19 protein-coding genes, 1 tRNA gene and 2 pseudogenes are annotated in these 19161 nt (G+C 70.8%); 6 read left to right on the plus strand and 16 right to left on the minus strand.

The annotated features are described in order from the left end of the window. Positions 1-91 precede the first annotated feature (91 nt). Together ACWCQS_RS24765 and ACWCQS_RS24770 are read left to right on the plus strand one after the other, a co-directional pair. Positions 92-1363, plus strand: a complete 1272-nt coding sequence (locus tag ACWCQS_RS24765) for a helix-turn-helix domain-containing protein (RefSeq protein ID WP_451006478.1) — start codon at positions 92-94, stop codon at positions 1361-1363. Further along, a complete protein-coding gene (locus ACWCQS_RS24770) occupies positions 1360-1914 on the plus strand; it encodes a flavoprotein (RefSeq protein ID WP_451006479.1) in 555 nt (184 codons plus the stop codon). The genes ACWCQS_RS24765 and ACWCQS_RS24770 overlap by 4 nt, the downstream gene beginning before the upstream one ends. Positions 1915-2046: 132 nt before the next feature. On the opposite strand, the gene ACWCQS_RS24775 is transcribed toward ACWCQS_RS24770, so the two are convergent. The 4 genes from ACWCQS_RS24775 to ACWCQS_RS24790 are packed head-to-tail and all read right to left on the minus strand — an operon-like array spanning position 2047 to position 4122. Further along, the gene (locus tag ACWCQS_RS24775) at positions 2047-2520 is read right to left on the minus strand and encodes an N-acetyltransferase family protein (RefSeq protein ID WP_451006675.1); all 474 of its coding nucleotides are present in this window, start codon (positions 2518-2520) and stop codon (positions 2047-2049) included. A gap of 32 nt (positions 2521-2552) precedes the next feature. After that, entirely contained in the window at positions 2553-2972 is a 420-nt protein-coding gene (locus ACWCQS_RS24780; protein ID WP_451006480.1) for an arsenate reductase ArsC, read from the minus strand. Beyond that, positions 2972-3745, minus strand: a complete 774-nt coding sequence (locus ACWCQS_RS24785) for an aquaporin (RefSeq protein WP_451006481.1) — start codon at positions 3743-3745, stop codon at positions 2972-2974. The genes ACWCQS_RS24780 and ACWCQS_RS24785 overlap by 1 nt, the downstream gene beginning before the upstream one ends. Then, positions 3742-4122 carry an ArsR/SmtB family transcription factor gene (locus ACWCQS_RS24790; RefSeq protein WP_451006482.1) on the minus strand — a complete coding sequence of 127 codons (381 nt, stop codon included), beginning with the start codon at positions 4120-4122 and terminating at the stop codon, positions 3742-3744. Before ACWCQS_RS24790 ends, ACWCQS_RS24785 begins: the two co-directional genes overlap by 4 nt. Before the next feature lie 88 nt (positions 4123-4210). On the opposite strand from ACWCQS_RS24790, the gene ACWCQS_RS24795 reads away from it, so the two are divergent. Then, on the plus strand, positions 4211-4717 hold the full coding sequence (locus tag ACWCQS_RS24795; RefSeq protein ID WP_451006483.1) for an ArsI/CadI family heavy metal resistance metalloenzyme: 507 nt from the start codon (positions 4211-4213) through the stop codon (positions 4715-4717). Between the two features lie 12 nt (positions 4718-4729). Here the strand turns inward: ACWCQS_RS24795 and ACWCQS_RS24800 are convergent. The 8 genes and pseudogenes from ACWCQS_RS24800 to ACWCQS_RS24835 form a co-directional block, all read right to left on the minus strand. Beyond that, positions 4730-4930 (minus strand): annotated as a pseudogene (locus ACWCQS_RS24800) (Tn3 family transposase); the annotation flags it as partial. A 562-nt stretch (positions 4931-5492) separates the two neighbouring features. Then, positions 5493-6437 (minus strand): PP2C family protein-serine/threonine phosphatase, encoded by a 945-nt coding sequence (locus ACWCQS_RS24805; protein WP_451006676.1) that lies wholly within the window; start codon positions 6435-6437, stop codon positions 5493-5495. Then, complete coding sequence (locus ACWCQS_RS24810; protein WP_451006484.1) at positions 6341-6787, minus strand: hypothetical protein; 447 nt, start codon at positions 6785-6787, stop codon at positions 6341-6343. The genes ACWCQS_RS24805 and ACWCQS_RS24810 overlap by 97 nt, the downstream gene beginning before the upstream one ends. A 349-nt stretch (positions 6788-7136) precedes the next feature. Further along, on the minus strand, positions 7137-8846 hold the full coding sequence (locus tag ACWCQS_RS24815; protein ID WP_451006485.1) for a relaxase/mobilization nuclease domain-containing protein: 1710 nt from the start codon (positions 8844-8846) through the stop codon (positions 7137-7139). Further along, positions 8843-9493 carry a MobC family plasmid mobilization relaxosome protein gene (locus ACWCQS_RS24820; protein ID WP_451006486.1) on the minus strand — a complete coding sequence of 217 codons (651 nt, stop codon included), beginning with the start codon at positions 9491-9493 and terminating at the stop codon, positions 8843-8845. Before ACWCQS_RS24820 ends, ACWCQS_RS24815 begins: the two co-directional genes overlap by 4 nt. 143 nt (positions 9494-9636) lie before the next feature. Beyond that, positions 9637-10520 (minus strand): annotated as a pseudogene (locus tag ACWCQS_RS24825) (DUF2637 domain-containing protein). Positions 10521-10712: 192 nt separating this feature from the next. Further along, positions 10713-11972, minus strand: coding sequence for a DUF3631 domain-containing protein (locus ACWCQS_RS24830; protein WP_451006487.1), 1260 nt, complete (start codon positions 11970-11972; stop codon positions 10713-10715). 137 nt (positions 11973-12109) lie between these two features. Continuing rightward, positions 12110-12352: a helix-turn-helix transcriptional regulator gene (locus ACWCQS_RS24835; RefSeq protein ID WP_451006488.1), complete on the minus strand. Its 243-nt coding sequence runs from the start codon at positions 12350-12352 to the stop codon at positions 12110-12112. 467 nt (positions 12353-12819) lie between these two features. Here ACWCQS_RS24835 and ACWCQS_RS24840 point away from each other — a divergent pair, with 467 nt between their 5' ends. Next, positions 12820-13101, plus strand: coding sequence for a helix-turn-helix domain-containing protein (locus ACWCQS_RS24840; protein WP_451006489.1), 282 nt, complete (start codon positions 12820-12822; stop codon positions 13099-13101). Next, positions 13102-14340, plus strand: a complete 1239-nt coding sequence (locus tag ACWCQS_RS24845) for a tyrosine-type recombinase/integrase (RefSeq protein ID WP_451006490.1) — start codon at positions 13102-13104, stop codon at positions 14338-14340. Positions 14341-14433: 93 nt separating this feature from the next. On the opposite strand, the gene ACWCQS_RS24850 is transcribed toward ACWCQS_RS24845, so the two are convergent. From ACWCQS_RS24850 to ACWCQS_RS24865, 4 genes are all read right to left on the minus strand, one after another. Beyond that, a complete protein-coding gene (locus ACWCQS_RS24850; protein ID WP_451006491.1) occupies positions 14434-14775 on the minus strand; it encodes a hypothetical protein in 342 nt (113 codons plus the stop codon). Between the two features lie 113 nt (positions 14776-14888). Further along, positions 14889-14961 (minus strand) — tRNA-Arg (locus tag ACWCQS_RS24855). 90 nt (positions 14962-15051) lie between these two features. Further along, a complete protein-coding gene (locus ACWCQS_RS24860; RefSeq protein ID WP_451006492.1) occupies positions 15052-16662 on the minus strand; it encodes an IclR family transcriptional regulator domain-containing protein in 1611 nt (536 codons plus the stop codon). An 83-nt stretch (positions 16663-16745) separates the two neighbouring features. Then, positions 16746-17969: a M6 family metalloprotease domain-containing protein gene (locus ACWCQS_RS24865; protein ID WP_451006493.1), complete on the minus strand. Its 1224-nt coding sequence runs from the start codon at positions 17967-17969 to the stop codon at positions 16746-16748. 433 nt (positions 17970-18402) lie between these two features. Between ACWCQS_RS24865 and ACWCQS_RS24870 the strand changes: the two genes are divergently transcribed. After that, positions 18403-19050 (plus strand): TetR/AcrR family transcriptional regulator, encoded by a 648-nt coding sequence (locus tag ACWCQS_RS24870; protein ID WP_451006494.1) that lies wholly within the window; start codon positions 18403-18405, stop codon positions 19048-19050. The last annotated feature ends 111 nt before the right edge of the window (positions 19051-19161 follow it).

Genomic DNA, 19161 nt, shown 5'->3' on the forward strand with positions numbered 1-19161 from the left:
AGTTATGCAGGAGCTGCATTACCGCCAACTACGGCTGATCTATGCTCGATTGAGCAGGCAGGATCAGCGACGGCGGAGGGAGCCGTGGCAGATGGCCGATGCGTATGGGGAAGCGAGACGGATCGGAGAACGGATCCGTCGGGCACGGGTGTTACAGCGGCGTTCACAGCACGACGTGGCCGCAGCGCTCGGGTATCACCAGTCCAAGGTGAGCCGTCTGGAGAGCGGTCGCGGCACGGAGGACATCCGCGTACTACGTGCCGTCGCGCAGGAACTGAACATCCCGCCAGATGAGTTGGGCCTAGCCTTCACTCAGGACGCCTCCGTCGCCGATCCAGAAGCTGATGACATGCACCGCCGCTCCTTCCTCGCCGCGAGCATCGCGGCGCTCGCGACCCCGGCCGGCTCTGCGGCCTCGCACACCGCCCTCGTTCAGGCCCTCCTGCCCGGTCCCGGCCCTGCAGGCGCTGGTGGCCCACAGGACACCACCGTGTTGTACGAACGAGTCGGGGCAGCGCTCAGGCTCTTCCACACCTGTCACTACACGGAGCTGGAGCGCACCCTCCCGGGCCTGATCACCGATCTGCGAATGGCCGCCGGTGATGCGACGGACAGGGATACCGCGTCCGGGCTGCTGGCCACGGCGTACCAGACCGCGACCAGCCTGCTCCTCAAGCAGCACGATCAGGGCAACGCGTGGCTCGCCGTCGGACGGGCGATGGCCGAAGCCGAACGCTCGGGGAATCCGGTGGTCCTCGCCTCCAGCGTTCGTGTCCAGGCCCATGTCCTGGTCCGCGAGAAGCACGCCACCGAAGCTGTCACCCTGGTCCGGCACACCGCCGACCAGCTCACCGGTTCCTACGACCGGCGTTCCCCGAAGTACCTCGCTGCCGTAGGACTGCTGCTCCTGCGCGGCGTGACCGCGGCCAGCAGCCGCGGTGATCGCGCCGCCACCAAGGAATTCCTCACCGAGGCGAAGGAAGTCTCCCGGTACGTCACTCTGGACAAGCCCGACGCCTGGGCCACCTTCAGTCCGACCAATGTCGCCCTGCACGAACTCAGTGCCCTGGTGGCCTTCGGCGATGCCGGCCTCGCGCTCCAGGCGGCCCGGCCCCTCATGCGCCGGCACATCCCGGTCCCCGAGCGCCGCGCCGCCCTGTGGGTGGAGGCGGCCCGCGCCTACAGCCAGCAAGGCCGCCTCGCCGACGGCTACCAGGCCCTGCGGATCGCCGAGACCTGCGCCGCCCAGGACATCCGCCGCCCCGACGTCCGCAACCTGGTAGCCGACATGGCCGCCCGGGACCGTCGACGTACCCTGCCGGAACTGCACCACTTCAGCCGCCAACTGGGAGTCCCCGCGTGACCGAGCCGACCGCCCCGGACAAGAAGCCCTTCCTGTACGTCGTCGTGTGCGCGGCAGGTGTTGCCCGTGACGTCGGCAAGCTCATCACCGCGGCCCAGGAGGCGAACTGGAACGTCGGCGTCATCGCCACACCACAGGGACTCGGCTTCATCGACGCCAAGGCGATCGAGGCACAGACCGGGTACCCGATCCGCTCCGCTTGGCGCTCGCCGGGGGACCCTCGCCCTCTGCCGCCCGCGGACGCCATCGCGGTCGCCCCGGCCACCTTCAACACGATCAATAAGTGGGCCGCCGGGATATCCGACACCCTGGCGCTGGGCATCCTGTGCGAGGCGTACGGCATGGGCCTCCCGACGGCGGCCCTGCCGTACCTGAACTCCGCCCAGGCCGCTCACCCCGCCTATCAGCAGAGCCTTGACCGGCTGCGTGGGATGGGTGTCCTGATCGGCTCGTGCGAGCCGCACCGGCCGAGGGCCGGCGGTGCGGCGGAGCGCTTCCGCTGGGAGGAAGCGCTGGAGTTGCTGGAGCCTCTGGTCAGCACGGTGCGGTGACACGGTCCTTCACCGGGGACGGGCCGCTGTGATCACCTCGCGACCTGGGGAAACGTGATCGGCTCCGGGCTTCTCGCAGAACTCTCGCAACCGGTCATTTATGAGAATCACCGTCCGCGATACCCGTGACGTTCAGTTCACGGTGGGGCTTCGACGTTCGACGAGGACGACGTCGCGCCATGTGCCGTGGTGGCGGCCGATGCGCTCGCGGGTGCCGATGACGCGGAACCCAGCCCGCTCGTGGAGGGCGAGGCTGGCGGTGTTCTCGGGGAAGATGCCGGACTGCACCGTCCAGATCCCGGCGGCGTCGGTGGAGGCGAGCAGGGCGGTCAGCAGGGCCAGGCCCACCCCGCGGCCGCGGGCGTCGGGGTGGACGTAGACGGAGTGCTCGGTGACGCCGGCGTACGCGCACCTGTCGGAGACCGGCACGACGGCGGCCCACCCCAGAACCTGGTCACCCTCGTCCAGGGCGACCAGGCGGTGGTCGGGCAGCTTGGCACCGTCGAACGCCTCCCAGGTCGGGGCGGTGGTCTCGAAGGTGGCGTCGCCCTCGTCGATGCCCAGCTGGTAGATCGCCAGGACCTGTGCGGCGTGCTCGGGCTGCATCGGCGTGATCCGCACACCGGTGGCGGGGGCTCTCACGCCGCCGCCTCGATGCCGAGTTCGGCGAGCAGACCGCGGATGCGCCGCTCGATCTCGTCGCGGATGGGGCGGACCGCCGCGACGCCCTGCCCGGCAGGGTCGTCCAGCTTCCAGTCCAGGTACCGCTTGCCGGGGAAGTACGGGCAGGCGTCGCCGCAGCCCATGGTGATCACCACGTCGGAGGACTGGACCGCTTCCACGGTGAGGACCTTGGGCGTCTCGGCGGAGATGTCGATACCGACCTCCTGCATGGCGTCCACCACGGCCGGGTTCACCGTGTCCGCCGGGGCGGACCCGGCCGAACGGACCTGCACGCGGTCGCCGCCGAGGTGGGTGAGGAAGGCGGCGCCCATCTGGGAACGGCCGGCGTTGTGCACGCAGACGAACAGCACGGAGGGAACGGCGGAGGTGCTCATCAGGTCAGGGCGCTTTCTTCGGTGGGACGGGGCAGACCAGCGGGCTGCTGCTCGCCATGGGGAACGGCGATGTCGTCCTCGTTCACGGTGGCCGGGCGGCCGAAGCAGATGGCGGCCAGGCCCAGACCGGCGGCGGCGCCGGCCAGCTGGGCGGCGAGGAACGGCACCACGGACGCGGGGGCGATACCGGCGAAGGTGTCGGTGAACGCCCGGCCGATCGTGACGGCCGGATTGGCGAAGGAGGTGGAGGAGGTGAACCAGTACGCCGCGCCGATGTAGGAGGCGACCGCGACCGGCGCCAAGTGCGCGCGGCCTGCGCGGGCCAGGCCGAAGATGAGCCAGACCAGCCCGGCGGTGGCCACCACCTCGCCCAGCCACAGGTGGCCGGCGGACCGGTCGTGGGTGGAGAAGTGCACCAGTGGCTTGCCGAACATGGCGTCGGCGAGCGCCGCTCCCGCAACCGCCCCCGCGATCTGGGCGGGCACATACGCTGCGACGTCCCGCAGGGCGGGAGCCTCGCCCGTCCGGCGACCGGTGAACCAGGCGGCGAGGGTGACCGCCGGGTTGAAGTGCGCCCCCGACACCGGGCCGAGCAGGGCGATCAGCACGCCGAGACCGAAGACGGTGGCCAGGGAGTTGGCCAGCAGCTGCACACCGACGTCGCGGGTCAGTTCGGTGGACTGGATGCCGGACCCGACGACCACCGCGACCAGAGCGGCCGTGCCGATCCCCTCGGCGGCCGCCCGCCTGGCCAGCGGCGCCGCCGCGCTCACGCCGACACCTTCGCGGACACGGCAGGGGTCTGGAGCAGAGCGGACAGCTTCGCCAGAGCCTCGGGCAGCACCCAGTAGTACACCCAGGTCGCGCGCCGCTCCGAGCCCACCAGCCCGGCTTCCCTCAGCACCTTCAGATGGTGGGAAATGGTGGGCTGGGAGACGTCGAACGGGCCGGTGAGGTCGCACACGCACGCCTCGCCACCCTCGTGCGAGGCGATCAGCGACAGCAGCCGCAGCCGGATGGGGTCCGACAGCGCCTTGAACATCCGCGACAACTCGGCCGCGGCTTCCTCACCCAACGGCTCGCGGACCATCGGCGCGCAGCACACCGCCTCGTCCTGGCCGAGCGCCGGCAGATCAGCGTGTTTCGACATTCTTCTATGTTGACAGGCATCTAATCCGATGGCAAGGTCAGCTGTATCGACAGACGTCGAAACAGCCGTTCTCGGATGGGAGACCGCCATGTCCCGCGTTCAGCTCGCCCTGCGCGTCGCCGACCTCGAAGGCTCGATCGCCTTCTACTCCAAGCTGTTCAACACCGAGCCCGCCAAGCGCCGCGAGGGCTACGCCAACTTCGCCATCACCGAGCCCCCGCTCAAGCTTGTCCTCATCGAAGGCGAGACCGGTGAGGACACCCGCCTGGACCACCTCGGCGTCGAGGTCGCCTCCACCGAGGACGTCAACGCCGCCACGACCCGGCTGAAGGAAGCAGGTCTGGCCACCTTCGAGGAGAACGACACCTCCTGCTGCTACGCGCTGCAGGACAAGGTGTGGGTGACCGGGCCGGGCAAGGAGCCGTGGGAGGTGTACGTGGTCAAGGCCGACGCCGACACCCTTCAGAAGGCCGACACCTCCCCGGACGCCTGCTGCGGCACCACCGCCTGCTGCACCCCCGACGAGCAGGCCGTCGACCCGGCACAGACCCCGGCCCAGGCCAAGGCCGCCGCCGGATGCGCCTGCGGCAGCTGACCGGCGCCCGGGTCAGCTCTCCATACCGTCCTCGTCCTCGTCGAACCCTGGCGCGTCCGGGTCGCGCAGCGGGCGCAGGCCCCCGCCGGCGGGGACGGAGGCGGTGAAGCTGTAACGGCCCAGCACGTTGAGGTTCTTGTGCTTGAGCGGGGACAGCCGCGCGACGTCCTCGTCCCGGATGTCGTGGCCCTCGGCTCGCAACTGGGCGACGGCGCCCGGAGCCTGGGCCCGCCGCACCGGCCGCCAGGCCCCCGCCGAACGCCGCGACGTCGCCCACGGCTACGTGACGCCCGAAGCTGCCTGACCTGGCGTCAACTCGCAGCGCAGGGAAAGCATCCGGCACCGCCATGGGCAGGTTCAGCACAATCCGCATCGGTGCCGGCCAAGCAGCCCAGAGCACTGCGGGCTTCCGCAGCCCTCCGGCGGTGATCGTCGGCGATCTGCACTGCCTGGGCCTCCGCCACGATGCCGCTGTCCAGGCCGCAGGCGCACTGCACCACTGCGCGCCCGGTCGGCTCGTGCTCGACCCACCCTCCCCGATGCGTTCTGTCCCGGGTGATGCCGTGCACGACTGTCGTGTGTTCCACCATGCGCCCATGCTGGCCACCGGGGACCGGCCTGCCAACGCCACGCCCGCCGAATGGCCGAACCGCCGTCGCACGGCAGCACGCCCTCGTGCAGGGTCGCGCTGACCTCGTCCGACTTCACATCGGCGGGCAGGAGGGTCTGGTACTCGAAACGACCAGTGCGGCACCTGGCCCGCGCGTCGGCCGGATCAGGTGCTGGCCAGCGGGGTGGGGCGCAGGGCAAGCAGGGCGATGTCGTCGGTGCTGTCGGCGCCAAGCCCCCTCAGCAGTTCGTCGCAGAAGACGTCCAGGGGTTCGCGGGCGAGGGCGGCGGTGTGCTGGCGCAGCCGGGTCAGCCCGTGGGAGAGGGATTCGCCGCGGCGTTCGATCAGTCCGTCGGTGTACAGCAGCACGGTGGAGTGGGCGGGCAGCTCGTCGATGGCGGTCGGCCGCCGGTGGTCGGGATCCATGCCGATCAGCAGTCCCGCGCCCGTCTCCAGATAGCGGGTGTCGCCCGCGGCGGTGGTCAGCAACGGCGGCAGGTGCCCGGCACAGGAATGGTGCAGGACCCAGGGGCCGCCCTCCTTGGAAGGGCCTTTGACCAGGCCGTAGATGCACGTCGCGGTCGTCTCCTGGATCAGCGTGTGGCTGGCGATGTCCAGGCGGCGCAGGACCTCACCGGGGGGCTCTTGGCGGTCCACGGCGATACCGCGCAGCATGTTGCGCAGGGCACTCATGGCGATGGCCGCCTGCAGGTCGTGGCCGGTGACGTCGCCGATGGCCAGGACCGTGTCGCCCTGTGGGAGGACGAAGGCGTCGTACCAGTCACCGCCGACCTGGGCGATGGCCCGCGCGGGGGTGTAGCGGGCGGTGATCTGAAGGGGTTCGACCTGCGGCAGCTCGGGCAGCAGGGCACGTTGGAAGCGCTCGGCGATGTGCCGGGTCTGCTGGTACAGCCGCGCGTTGTCGACCTGCAGCGCCAGACCGCGCACCAGGTCCTCGATCGGCGGGAGATCGTCTTCGGTGAAGGGATGGTCGGCATCGGTGCGGGCCACGGTCAGGGCGCCGAGGACCTCGCGGCGGGACCGCAGCGGGACGATGACAGCACTGCGCGCACCCAACTGCTCGAACAACTCCAGCTGCCGGGCGTGCAGCGGGTTCTCCGCCCGGCTGGGCGGAAGGATGTCGGCGAGCAGCAGGGGCCCCGCCCCCGCAGTACCTGCGGCAGCGGTCCACCGTCGCCCTCCGGTACCGGCGGCAGCGGCCCCTCGTAGCCGCCCGGACCCAGCGCCTCGGGGGTGCGGTGGACCACGACGGCCCGCTCCAGCCGGCCGCCCTCGTCCAGCAGGTCAACCGTGCACCAATCCCACAGCCGCCCGGTCAGCACCCGGCACGCCCGCCGCAGCCCCTCCAGCACGTCCAGCGTGCTGGCCAGCGCCGCCTGGGCATCCGCCAGCAGTGTCAGACGGTCCAGCAGCGCCTTGTCGCCTCGATCAACGCCCATGCCCTCCACCTTCCTCCCCACTGGCCTGCGACGACAGCACCGCCTCGCGCAGCTCGTGCGGCGGCCCGTACGCCAAGCCGTGGGGCCGCTGCACCAGCTGGCCACGGCCCGGCCGGTCAGTCCTCGGTGTCCTCGTCGTCGACGTCGGCCGACGTCCGGGTCGCGCGGGGGCCGCAGGCCCTGGGCGGGGCCGCTGGCGGCCGAAGCACTCCGCACGCGCGACGCGCCCGTCCTGGACCGGCCAGTGCCCGTTATGTGGTGTCAGCGGTGTGGGAAACCCGGGGGTGAACGGGACAGGTGCCTTCCTCCCGCTGACGGCCTCGCGCGAGCGAGGCCGTCAGTGCCGGAATTACCGGTGTCGAGAAGGTGCCGCAGGCCCAGGCTGCGAAGGGCTCGGTGGGGTCTGGCCACGCTGTGCCGTTCGTGCTGCAACGCTCGTGCGGGCTTGGGCGGCTCGTGCTCGGGCGCTGGGGGCCTGCCGGGCGGCGAGGCGTTGGATGCGCCAGGTGAGGGTCCCGGCGGTGGAGCGGGCGTCGTCCAGGGTGCGCTGGCGGGCAGCATGCTGGAGGAGCAGCTCGGGATCGTGGCCGGCGGTCTCCGCTTCGGTCAGGGCTGCGGCCAGTGCCGGCCAGCCGGGGTCGTCAAGGACCTGCTGAGCGTGTTCGGGCACGATCACGAGGATCCGCTGGGCGTGCCGTTCCATGGTGCGGGCCGGTGGTTGGCGCTGGGCCAGGGCGGCCAGCGGCTCGGCAGCAGCCTGTTGGTAGACGGCCTGCAGGTGGACCAGGGTCTGGTGGGCGGCGGCGACCTGCTGGTCGTGCTGGCGGGCCTGGTGCCAGCGGGCTGTGGCGACGATGACGAGCACGGCGATGTCGAGGAACATCGCCAGCCCGGACCCGTCACCGGTGACCGGCGCGGTGCGCAGCGCGCGGACGGCGCCCCGGAGGGCGCGTGCCTGGTCCTGCTGGGCGCGGATGCGGGAGCGGGTGGCGCGTTCGAACGCTGTGGCGGCCTGTTGCAGCTGTGGCCGCAGGTGGCTGGGGGCGAGCAGCGGCAGGACGTCGATGGCTTCGCCGAAGGCCGCGATGTGGGCCTGGGCTGCCGCGTCGTCACCGTGGTCGAGATGGTGGGGGATGCGCTCGGCCGCGGCGGTGGCCTGGTACCAGGGGTTGGGCCTGCGCCGGCTTCCCGGCTCCGCTGCGGGCGGAGCCTCGATGGCGGTGAGGCGTTCGCGGATCTTGGGGAAGGACAGGTCGGGGGCGAGTTTGGCGCCGGAGAACCAGATCGGCTCGCCAGCGGCGTTGGTGTCGCCTTCCACGGCGACCTTGTACCCGCGCACGTCGCCGGAGGGGAAGTACTGGACGTCGACGAGCACACCCTCGACGCCGTCGAGGAGGTTGAGGAACTCCTCGGTAGTGGTGGCGATGGACACCAGTTGGCGGACGGTGGTGCGCAGGCGCTCGCGCGAGGTCTTGGTCTTGCCAGCACGGCGAGCCTTCTCCGTCTCGGCGCGGGTGGGGCGCTTGGCGGCGGTGCGGTCGCCGCGCACGACCTGCTGGAGGCCGTATTCCTTTTCGATGGCGGCGAGTTCTTTGTCGGCGGTCAGGTAGTCGTTCCAGTGGCGGGCGGTGCGCAGGTCACCGCGGACCTTGGTGGCGGCGATGTGGATGTGGTCGTCGGCGTGGCGTACGGCGACCCACCGGCACCCGTCGGGGTCATCTTGTGGCGCGATGCCGGTGGCCGCCACAATGCGGCGCGCGATGTCGGCCCACTCGGCGTCGGTGAGGTGCCGGTCGCCGGGGGCGGCACGTACCGAGCAGTGCCACACGTGCCGCTCGGGCGCCCGGCCCAGTCGGCGGGCCTGTTTGACCCGCAGGTCGATGTCGGCCACGAGGCGCTTCTTTGTGGCGTCGAAGTCGTCGGCGCGGCCGGGGTCGGGTGCGAAGCCGTCCCAGGAGGCGATCAGGTGCGGGTCGGTGTGGTCCTTGGCTTTCTTCGTGTCGAACAGGTACCGGATCAGGCCGGCGGTGTCCTTGCCGCTGCTGATCTTGGCGATCACCGGGCCGCCTTCGCGGAGACGGCGTGGTTCATGGTCTGCGCGATGTCGCTGATGGCGGCGCGGACGGTGTCCAGGGTGCGCTCGCTCTGGGCGAGGACGGCGGTGTCCACAGGGTGTGGGTCGCCTCCGGCGTTGAGACGGTGGGCGATCTGGTTGACGTTGTTGCCGATGCGGGCGACCTCGGCCCGCAGGGCGTCGAGCTTGTCGAGGCAGTCGTCGAGTTGGGTGCGCTGTCCGGTCAGGCCCACGGTGAGGTCGCCGTCGAGGTAGGCCATGATTACGGCGCCGACGAGGTGGGCGCCGGCGATGCCCATTTCACGGGCGCAGGTAAGGATCCGGATCTTCTCGTCGACGCTGTAGCGGACGTCGACACGCTTTTTGCGCTGGACGTCCTCGCGGGCACGGCGGCGAGCGATGCGACGCAGGGTGACTTCGTCGCCGGAGGCGGCGGGCGACGCCTCGGCCGCCTCGGCGGGCGTCTCCGGCTCGGGCACCCCCTGGTGCCCGAGGTCCTCCGCCACCCCCGGGGCGGAGGTGTTCGCGTCGGACCGGCCCTTGGACGGTCCAACGTCATACCTTGCTGTGCTGCTGGCGGTGTTGGTCATCTGCTCCTGGCTGGTGGGTAGTTCGTTGTGCGGGTGGTCCATTGAGTAGTTCTCCGTGGGTGTTGGCGGGCGGTGATGCCGAACTGACTCGTGGTGCTTCGTGTCGGTCACTCGTCCTCGCGCCGGTCGGCACGGGGACGAGTGCGACGAGTCGAGTGCGAGAGGTGGTGGACGCTGCTGCGGGTTCAGGAGGCGCCAGCAGGTTCCTTGCCGGGCTCGGTCTGCCGCTGACTGACGGCCTGGTCGAGTTCGGCCTGCGCCCGGTCCTTGAGCTGGGTCAGGCGGTCCTTGCCGATGCGATACCCAGCGGCTCGAATGGCCGCCTCAATGTTGCGGCGTGAAGCGCGGCCTCCACGCCCCAGGGGAGCGGTGCGGGCGATGGTGAGGAGCTCGTACAAGGTGGGGTCGTTCTCGTGGCCCTTCAGCTTGGCGAGCGGCTCTTGGGCCTGAGGCACCTTGGCGGCTTCCCTCGCCACGTCTGGGCGCTCGGCCACATCGAGCACGCTCTGCGCCTGCTTCGACAGCGAGGTGTCGTCTTCGACAGAGGCGTGCTGCTGGGTGTTGACGGTGCCGTTGTGGCTGTGGCGGGGGACGTTGTGGCTCTTTGTGCCCGAGCTCTCCTGGGCGTGGGTGTGGGGTGGCGGCGGATGACGAGGTCGAGGTGGACGGCGCCGGCCAGGGCGAGTGGGGCGATGGCTGACAGTGCGCCGACGGTGACGTCGTCCAAGTGGAACCCGGCCGTGTGAGCCTGCTGGTTGAGACGGACGGCGTGCAGGGCGTTCGCCCAGATGCTGGTGATCGTGGCGAGGCCGACGAGTGCCCAGACGTACAGCCGAGACCGCCAAGGGGCGGTGCGCAGGATGAGCAGGGCGGCGACGCCGATGGCGATGAAACCGTCGATCACCAGGGGGAAGGCGTACGTGAGGATTCCGCGGACGTGGATGGCGACGGCCATCTGCCGCAGAGCGTCGTAGGAGAGGGCGAAGCCGATCGTGCCGACCAGGGCGACCCCAAGGCGGATCGTTGCGGTCAGTACCGGCACGGGGGCTTGGGCGGTGCGTGAAGGCAAGCGGGGTACTCCAGGCGGGGAGCGGGTGCCATGGGCACAGGGTGAGGCTGGTGGGAGGTGGTGCGGTCTCGTCGCACTCGTCGCGTGCCTGGTCAGAGCAGGTACGGAAGGTCGGCGTGATACGAGTGGACTCGTCACGGCGACGACACTCGTCGCGGGGATGACCTGCGACGCGACGAGTGCGACGAGTCTTTACGGGTGCAGGCCCGGACCGGGAGCGGTGCTCTCGTCGCCGCTGTCGGGCGTCGGCTCCTGGGGGCAGTAGCGGGCCCAAGCGTCGGCGAAGCGGAGGCGGGCGAAGCCCTTGGCCTGCCGACCACCTTCGAAGCGGTGGGTGGCGGCCTTGATGTCGAAGTCCTTGAGGAGGATGCCCAGGTGGCGTGGGCTCAGACCGGCGGTGCCGTACTCGGCCCACGGCGCCTCCTGATCCTTGAGGAGTTCGTCCAGCAGGTCCCGGGTGCGCATGATGTCGGGATCACCGCAGCGTGCGAAGGCGCGCTGAATGTCCTGCAGCAGGCGGGTCTTCAGGTTCGACTCGTCGTCCTTGCCTGCCTCGGCCGCGCACATGGCTGCACACGCGGCGCGGGCCTGCTCGGGCCAGGTGCCGCCTGCCAGCTCCGCGACGATGACGAGCGGTTCCCAGGTGTCTGCCGCCCGGTCCTGCACCGGCATCGGCGGTACCAGGTCCGCTGCGGTGTCCATCAGGGGGCGCAGCCAGGCGGTCAGCCGGTCGCGCAAGCCGTGCAGGGCTGGGATGTCGCGGCGGGAGCGGAACTGCTCCACCCGCTCACCGTCCTTGCGGCGCTGCATGCGGATCACCACCGCCCGGTCCATGACCGTGTCCGGTAGATCCCCGATGCCGGCGAGCACTGCCATGGCGAAGGTGGGGAACGCCTGCGGCTTGTGCTCCGGGCCGGAGATGCGCAGGGCGGGCCGGTTGCGCTGGTGGCCAGCGTTGAGCAGGCCGCGCAGCTCCTCGTTCTTCTCGGCGGCCTTGATGCTGCCGAAGATGGTGTCGGCCTCGTCCACCAGCAGGGTGGGCGGGTCATCGCCGATGGCGCGGAAGACGACCGCCGGGCTGGTGTTGACCGTGATCAGCGGCTCGCGCACGGTCTCCGTGATCACATCCAGCAGGCGGGACTTGCCACACCGTTTCGCCGGTCCGACCACCGCGAGGCGGGGCGCGTGCTGGAGGGCGGGCTGGATGTGCGTGGCCGCGACCCACAGCGTGACGGCGGTCAGTGCCTCGCTGCTGGGCAGGATCACGTACCGGGCGATGGCTTCCCGCAGCTCGTCCAGCAGGGCGGCGCCCTCTGGGACCTGGGGCGGCTCCTCATCCTCGGTGGGCGAGGGTTCGGGCAATGCGGGGGCTGCCTGGCCGGGGACGGTGACGGGCGGCCAGGTGGGCTTCGGGGATGCGGTGGGGGTGGTGGAGGACGTAGGTTCGTCCACAGGCGTTCCTCCCTGGTGGGCCGGACGGGCAAAGCCCGGCCCATCGGATCGGTCATTCAGGGGCGATGGGGCAGGGACTGTGCGGCTCTCGGCGGTGGCTCGCCGAGAGCCGTTTCGCTGTCCCTGAAAGGGTGGCGTCAGACCGCGAGGTCGTACGTGGCCTGGGTGTTCAGCCAGGCGTCCACCTCGTGCCAGCGGTAGCGCAGATGACGGCCGACCTTGTGCACGTTGGGGCCGATGCCCCGGTACTTCCACTGGTAGAGGGTCTTCACCGGCACCCCGAGGTAGGCGGCGACCTCCGCAGGGGTGGCCAGCGGGCCGCGCTGGGCAGCCGCGGCGGTGGCAGGGGCGTTGGTGTTACGGGGAGAGGTCTTCGGCACAGGGCTCCTTTTCGGTCTTGCACAACGGGCTTGGACAACACAGCCACACCGCCCAGGGAAAAGTCCAGAGTTAGTTCTGAAACTCTGTACTACTTCTCTCGGCGTGGCCGGGGAGACCAAACAGTAAGGGTGGATCCCCGGTTGCCGAAATCGCTCCCGCAGAGCCTGCAATTTTTCTGTGGCGCAACGGCTGGCAGAGGGGTCGGAATCCGGCACATCCGCAGCTCAGAGATGGCGCCCAGCAGTCATCAGTGGCGCGGTCAGCCCATCGGATAATGCGGCTGATAGGCGCTCAAATCACCCATCGCCGTGACGCAAAGGGAAGATAGCATGGCCTCCCCCATGAAATTGCTTGTGAGGTACCGGAATTCGACGAGACGAACACCACTTCGCCCCCGGGTGACCTTTGTAGAGTTTAAGAACCAACTCTTGCCATGGGGGCCGGATGCAAGTTACAGCTACCTGTCATGGCAACCCGACCTGTCGAAATAGGCCCCGCCGGCCTCCACACCGCCCGCGCCATCGAGCACCTACGCCTCGTGCGCGGCCTGACCCAGCACCAACTCGCCGCCCGCTGCACCGCGCTGGGCCGACCGATGTCCAACACCGCCCTCAGCCGCACCGAACGCGCCCACCGACGATGCGATATCGACGACCTCGTCGCCATCGCCACCGCGCTCGGTGTTCCTCCCACGACCCTGCTCCTGCCGCTCCCGTCGGTGTCCAGTGATGACCGGAGGGGGTGCTAGTTGGCGCGGGTCTGGATTGAGGACCGCATAGGGCACGCGGCGTACGCACGTGCCGTAGCTGATGCCAAGAGGGCGGGCCGTACGCCACCCGGGCGCTACCGAGTCCGCTGGTACGACCCCGACGGCAAGCCGAAGATGAAGACCTTCGCCCGCAAGGTCGACGCCGAGGCGGAGCGGACAAGGATGGAGTCCCGTCTCAACGACGGCTCCTATCGTGATCCGGCAGCCGCACGCGTGAAGTTCGCAGAGGTGGCGGAGTCCTGGCTGGCCGCGCAGATCCATCTCAAGCGTTCGACCCAGGGCCGCTATCGCGGCGTTCTAGACGTCCACGTGATCCCCAGGTGGGGCACCACTCCGCTGGACCGCATCCAGTTCGAGGACATCGCCGTGTGGCTCGCGGACCTGTTGTCCGGCGAGGCAACCGGCGGCAGGAAGCTCAGCCCTCGTTCGGTCCGCAAGGCGTACGTCGTCCTCAGCCGCGTTCTCGGCTACGCGGTCAAGGCCCGTCGTCTGGCGGTCAACCCGGCTGTCGGCGTGCCTCTGCCGAAGGCGGCGCCGGCCGACCATGTGTACCTCGACGACATGCAGGTCGACGCGCTGGCCAACGCGTCGGGCACCTACCGGGTTTTCATCCTGCTGCTGGCCTACACCGGCCTGCGCTGGGGCGAGGCGTCCGCGCTGAAGGTGGGCCGCGTGGACCTGGACGCCTGCCGAGCGCACATCGTCGAGGCGTACGCCGAGGACAACGGCAAGCTCTACCTCGACACCCCCAAGAACCACGAGCGCCGGTCGGTACCGATCCCGCGGTTCCTGGCAGAGGAGTTGAAGCCCCACGTCCAGGGCCGGGCAGATGAGGAGTTGCTCTTCACCGCCCCTCAGGGCGGCCCGCTGCGGGCCCGGAACTTCCGTCAGCGCTTCTTCGCGCCGGCGGTCGTGAAGGCTGGGCTGGGGCACCCCAAGGTCACCCCGCACAAGCTGCGGCACACGGCGGCCTCGCTCGCCATCGCAAGCGGCGCGGACGTCAACGTCGTACAGACGATGCTGGGCCACAAGTCCGCGACCCTGACGTTGGACACGTATGGCCACCTCTTCCCGGACCGCCTGGACGAGGTCTCGAAGAAGATGCACAAGCGCCGTGCCAAGCAGCTGGCCAAGGCGAAGGCCAAGCTGGAGAAGGCAGAGCGGAAGGCTCGCGAGGCAGCCCAGGCGGTGGCCGCCCTGGAGGACGATGCCGCGTGATGTGTGCCTGATCCGTGCCGGGGAGCCGTAACCGAAGAGGCCGCCCCACCACGCTGATGCGGTGGGGCGGCCCCTCTCGTCTCCCGGATCAGGTCAGCGCGGTCGCTGGCCCTCCTGCCGAGCTCGGTCGATCGCAGCGGCGGCCTCATCGCCGGCCAGCCGCTCGATCTCCTCAGGTACCTCCCGCTCGTCCAGCACGAAGAGCCGGTCACCGACGAGACGGGTGGTCGTCTTCCAGTCGAGACGACGCCCCGCTTCCCGAGCGGCACGCCGGACGTCCTTGAGGTCGCCCAGCTCCGCAAGATCGTCGCCGCTCAGGATCAGCTGCCCGTGGTAGCCCTTGAACTGCGGCTTCAGGGCCGCCCGCATCATTGATTCAAGCCGGTCGATCAGCTTCTCGTGCCGGCGCCGGGCCAGCTCATCCTTGACGGGCATCCTGCACAGCTCCCCACCATCCGCGCGCACGGCATGTGTGCCATATGTGTGCTGCAAGCGCAGGAGCCCTCCCGTCCGCTGGACGGAAGGGCTCCTGACCTGGTGTTTCTCTGTGCCCCCGGCAGGATTCGAACCTGCGACACCCGCTTTAGGAGAGCGGTGCTCTATCCCCTGAGCTACGAAGGCAAGAAGGCGTTGCTCGAGCGGTGGCGACGAGCCACCGAGCGACAGTGTAGCGGGTGGGTCGTCGCCGTACGGCGGGCCGGGGGCGTGGGGTCAGGATGCGGGGATGTGGGTGAAGCGGGAGGCGGTGTGGAGGTCCGACTCGATCTGGGCCGCGGTGGTGCGGAGGGCGGGGAGGATCTCCTGGACGCAGTCGTCCAGGGTGCGGCGGGCCGCGTGGGTGGCGACGTTCAGGGCGGCGACCGCCCGGCCGGCCCGGTCCCGCAGCGGTACCGCGATGGAGCGCAGGCCCGACTCCAGTTCCTCGTCGACCAGGGCGTAGCCCTGGGCGCGGACCTCGGCGAGGGGCGGGGGGAGGGGGGTTGTGGTGTCCGCCAGGAGGACGCGGCCGAGAGAGGTCTGCGCGGCGGGGAGGCGCGCGCCGACGGTGATGTGGACCGTGAGGACGCGGCTCGCGCCTGCTCCGGCCGTGTACTGGATCTCCGTGCCGTCGGGCGTCAGCACCGCCAGCGCCGTCGGCTCGTGCAGCCGCTCCGCGAGAAGGCGCAGGTGGGGCTCGGCCAGGCGGGGGAGCGTGGTGCGGGACAGGGGCGGGAAGCCGAGGTCGAGGACGCGGGGGGTCAGGGCGAAGGTGCGGTCGGGGTGCGCGCACACCAGGCCCAGCTGTTCGTGGGTGAGCAGCGCGCGGCGGGCCGTGGCCCGGGCCAGGCCGGTCGCCCGTGCCACCTCGCTCAGGGACAGCGCCGAGCGGCCCTCGCCGAAGGCGGCCGGCACGGTCAGCCCGCGCGCCAGGGACTCCACGAAGTCCCGGCCCAGCTGGTGCTTGGACGCCGTCGTCCAGGTCGCGAGGCCCGCGGGGGGCGGCCCCGGCTCGGGCGGCGGTGCCGTGCGCAGGGCGGACTCCATCGCCGTCACCGCCGTACGAAGGCGGGGGAGGAGAGTGGTGCGCAGGTCGGTCGCCGAGTGGCGGCTGGTGTGGCTGACCACGCTCGCCACGCAGGCCAGGCGGCCGGTGTCCGGGTGCCGTACGGGCACGGAGACCGCGACCAGGCCCGGTTCGATCAGCTGGTCGTCCACCGCCCAGCCGTCCCGGCGCGCCCGCTCCACCCGTGCCGGGAAGGTTGAATCGTCGGCGGGCGGTTGCCTCGGCGGTACGGCGGGGAACGTCGCGTCCGTCGGGTCCGCCGCGCGGCGGGCGCGCCAGCGGGTCCAGTCCGGCTCGGTCCACTCGGTCGCGAACAGCGGGCCCGGCGCGGTGCGTTCGGCCGGGAGCAGGTCGCCGATGCGGAAGCTCACGGACATCGCGCGGCGGCGGGTGGCCTGGTGGATGAAGCGGATGCCGTCGAGGTCGGCGACCGCGAGCGAGACGGACTCGTCCAGCTCGTCGGCGAGGGCGTCGGCGTGGGCGCCGAGCAGTGCGGGCAGGCGGAGGGCGGCCAGGTAGGCGTTGCCCAGTTCCATCGCGCGGGGGGCCAGGATCACGTCCCGGCCGTCCAGGCGGACGTAGTCCATGCGGGAGAGGGTCGCGGTGATGCGGTCGACCGTGGAGCGGGCGAGGCCGGTGGCCCGCTCCAGTGCGCTGGGACTCAGCGTGCCGCCCGCCTCGGTCAGCCGCCGCAACACCCCGACCCCGCGCAGCAACGGCCCGACGGCTTCCCCCGCTTCGACACGGGCGTCGGCATCCAGTGCGGTCTTCGCGGGCATCGGCTCTCCGGTACGGCGTTCGGGCACGCCTACGGTAAACCGCCGCTCGGCGCGCCGTTGCCCGAAGCGGGCCCCGAGCGCCCCTACTGACGTGTCACCCGCAGCCGGTACTCGCCGTCCTCGTCCCTGCTGATCACCTGGACGGTGATGCCATGGCGGCGGTCCTTGAAGGTCTCGCCGGGGGAGAAGGGGGCGTCGGAGAGTTCTGCCTGGACGTTGGGGCTGCGGGTGCAGCCGCCGCTGCCGGGGTGGCTGTCCTGGACCGTGACCGGTCCGCGTCCGGTGTCGATCGTGCCGTCGACCTTGTAGATCAGGACACCCGGACGGCACACCACCTCGTCGTTGCCGCCCTGCTCCCGTACCTCCAGGGCGTACGCACTCCGCGTGTCGAGGGGGACGAGGACCAGCTTTCCGCCGCCCGGCTTGTACAGCGGTGTCAGGTCGTACTCGACGGTGCCCCGTGCCGCCACGCAGCCCACCTGGGAGCCGTCCAGCCAGCCCAGCTTCCACTTGTGCCAGCCGAGCAGATCGTTGGAGGCACCCCAGTCCTCGCTCATGATGTCCCAGTGCCCGACCGCGCCTCCGCCCTCCTGTGTGTACAGGTCGGGCAGGCCGAAGGTGTGGCTGTTCTCGTGCGGCAGCACCCGGTAGCCGGTGCGGGAGTAGGAGCCGGAGCCGTCGTCCTGCCGGGAGTAGATGAAGGACGCGTTGGCGACGGGGACGCCGTCGGCGACCGGGGCGTCGCCGTTGCCGGCGAAGGTCACGGACAGGACCGTGTCCAGGGCGGTGGGGCCGGCGTTGGGGGTGATCAGGACGTTGAGGATGTCGTACGCGCGGAAGTCCACCTTGGGGTCGGCCGCGGCCACGAGGTCCTGCACCAGCTGCCGGTAGCCGGGGTCGAAGGGCGCGCCGCGCTCTATGCCGTACCCCTTGAAGGGCCTGGGCATCCGCAGCCAGGTGGTGATCGGTGTCTCCGGCCGGTAGTCGAGGCGGCCGTACGACGCGGTGCGGAACCACTCCTGGGTCTGCGGGAAGAACTCGTGGAAGCGGTCCATGGCCTTGCCCTGCCCGGGCGCGTCGGAGAAGTCGACCATCAGGGTCAGGGCGTGGAGCGTGCCCGTGGAGTGGGCGTAGCCGTGCGGGGTGGGCATGCCCTCGGTCATCTCCACGTCGGCCCCGCCCTGGACCGTGCAGGTGGAACGGGCCGTGCCGATGGGCCCGGCGGTGGTGGGCGCCATCAGGTGTCCGGTCCCGGCCGAGGTGCTGACGGTCAGGGTCAGCGCGGTCACCACGGCGAGAGCAGCCACCCGGCGCGGGCGTATGCGCCGGCGGACGCGCGGGCGCACTTCGCGGTCAAAGCCACCCCGGTGGGCCTCTGCGCCACCCCGGCTTGTCCCTGCGCCGGCCCGGGGGGCTCCCGCGGGGGCAAGGGATATGTGGCGGGGCGGCTGCGGCTGCATGCATGGACCCTTCGCTCCACGGCAGCCACCGGTCTCCGGCTGCACCCTTGCGCTCACCCTGTGTCGGTGGGGTGCGGGGGCGCGCGCTGGAGGAGACCGATCGTGGGAATGCCGGGCCGCACGAGGGTGAATCCCGGCGAGAGGTGAGTGTGTCTCAGGTCACAGCGGTTCTTTTCGTGCTCGGGAAATAACCGGGGAACGTCTCCCCGTTTAGTCCTGTGTCCGAGCGAAAACGGGGACTGCTTCCCCGGATCGCCTCCAACGCCCCGAGGAGTACGCCGTGCCGACCGCGACCACCCCCGAAGTGCGCAAGGTGCCCCGGCCCCGCGCCGACGCCGTGCGCAACCGGGAGCGGATCGTCACCGCGGCCCGGGAGATGTTCGTCGAGCACGGTCCGGACGTGCCGCTCGACGAGATCGCCCGCCGGGCCGGCGTCGGCAACGCCACGGTGTACCGCAACTTCCCCGACCGCGAGGCACTCGTCCGCGAGGTCGTCTGCTCCGTGATGGACCGTACGGCCGAGGCGGCCGAGGTGGCCCTCGCCGAGACCGGGGACGCCTTCGCCGCCCTGGAGCACTTCGTGCACGTCTCCGCCGACGAGCGGATCAGCGCGCTGTGCCCGATGATCGCCAGCAGCTTCGACAAGCACCACCCCGACCTGGAGGCCTCCCGCGAGCGCGTCGAGCGGCTCATCGAGGAGGTCATGGGCCGGGCCAAGGCGGCCGGACAGCTCCGGGCCGACGTCGGCGTCGGCGACCTGATGATCGTGGTGGCCCAGCTGAGCCGGCCCCCGGCCGGCACGGACTGCCTGCACGGCGACCGCTTCATCCACCGCCACCTCCAGCTGTTCCTCGACGGCCTGCGGGCGCCCGCCCGCTCCGCCCTGCCGGGCACGGCCGTGACCATCAAGGAGCTGCGCGCGTCCTGACCGATTAGTTCGGCTCCCGATCCCAGTCCACCCGTAGGCCGGCACACACCCGGCGCCCCGGCCGTCACCGTCGACGACCACACTCCGAGCTTCCGTTTTTTCGTCCTACCA

The sequence above is a fragment of the Streptomyces sp. NPDC002076 genome (assembly GCF_053593835.1).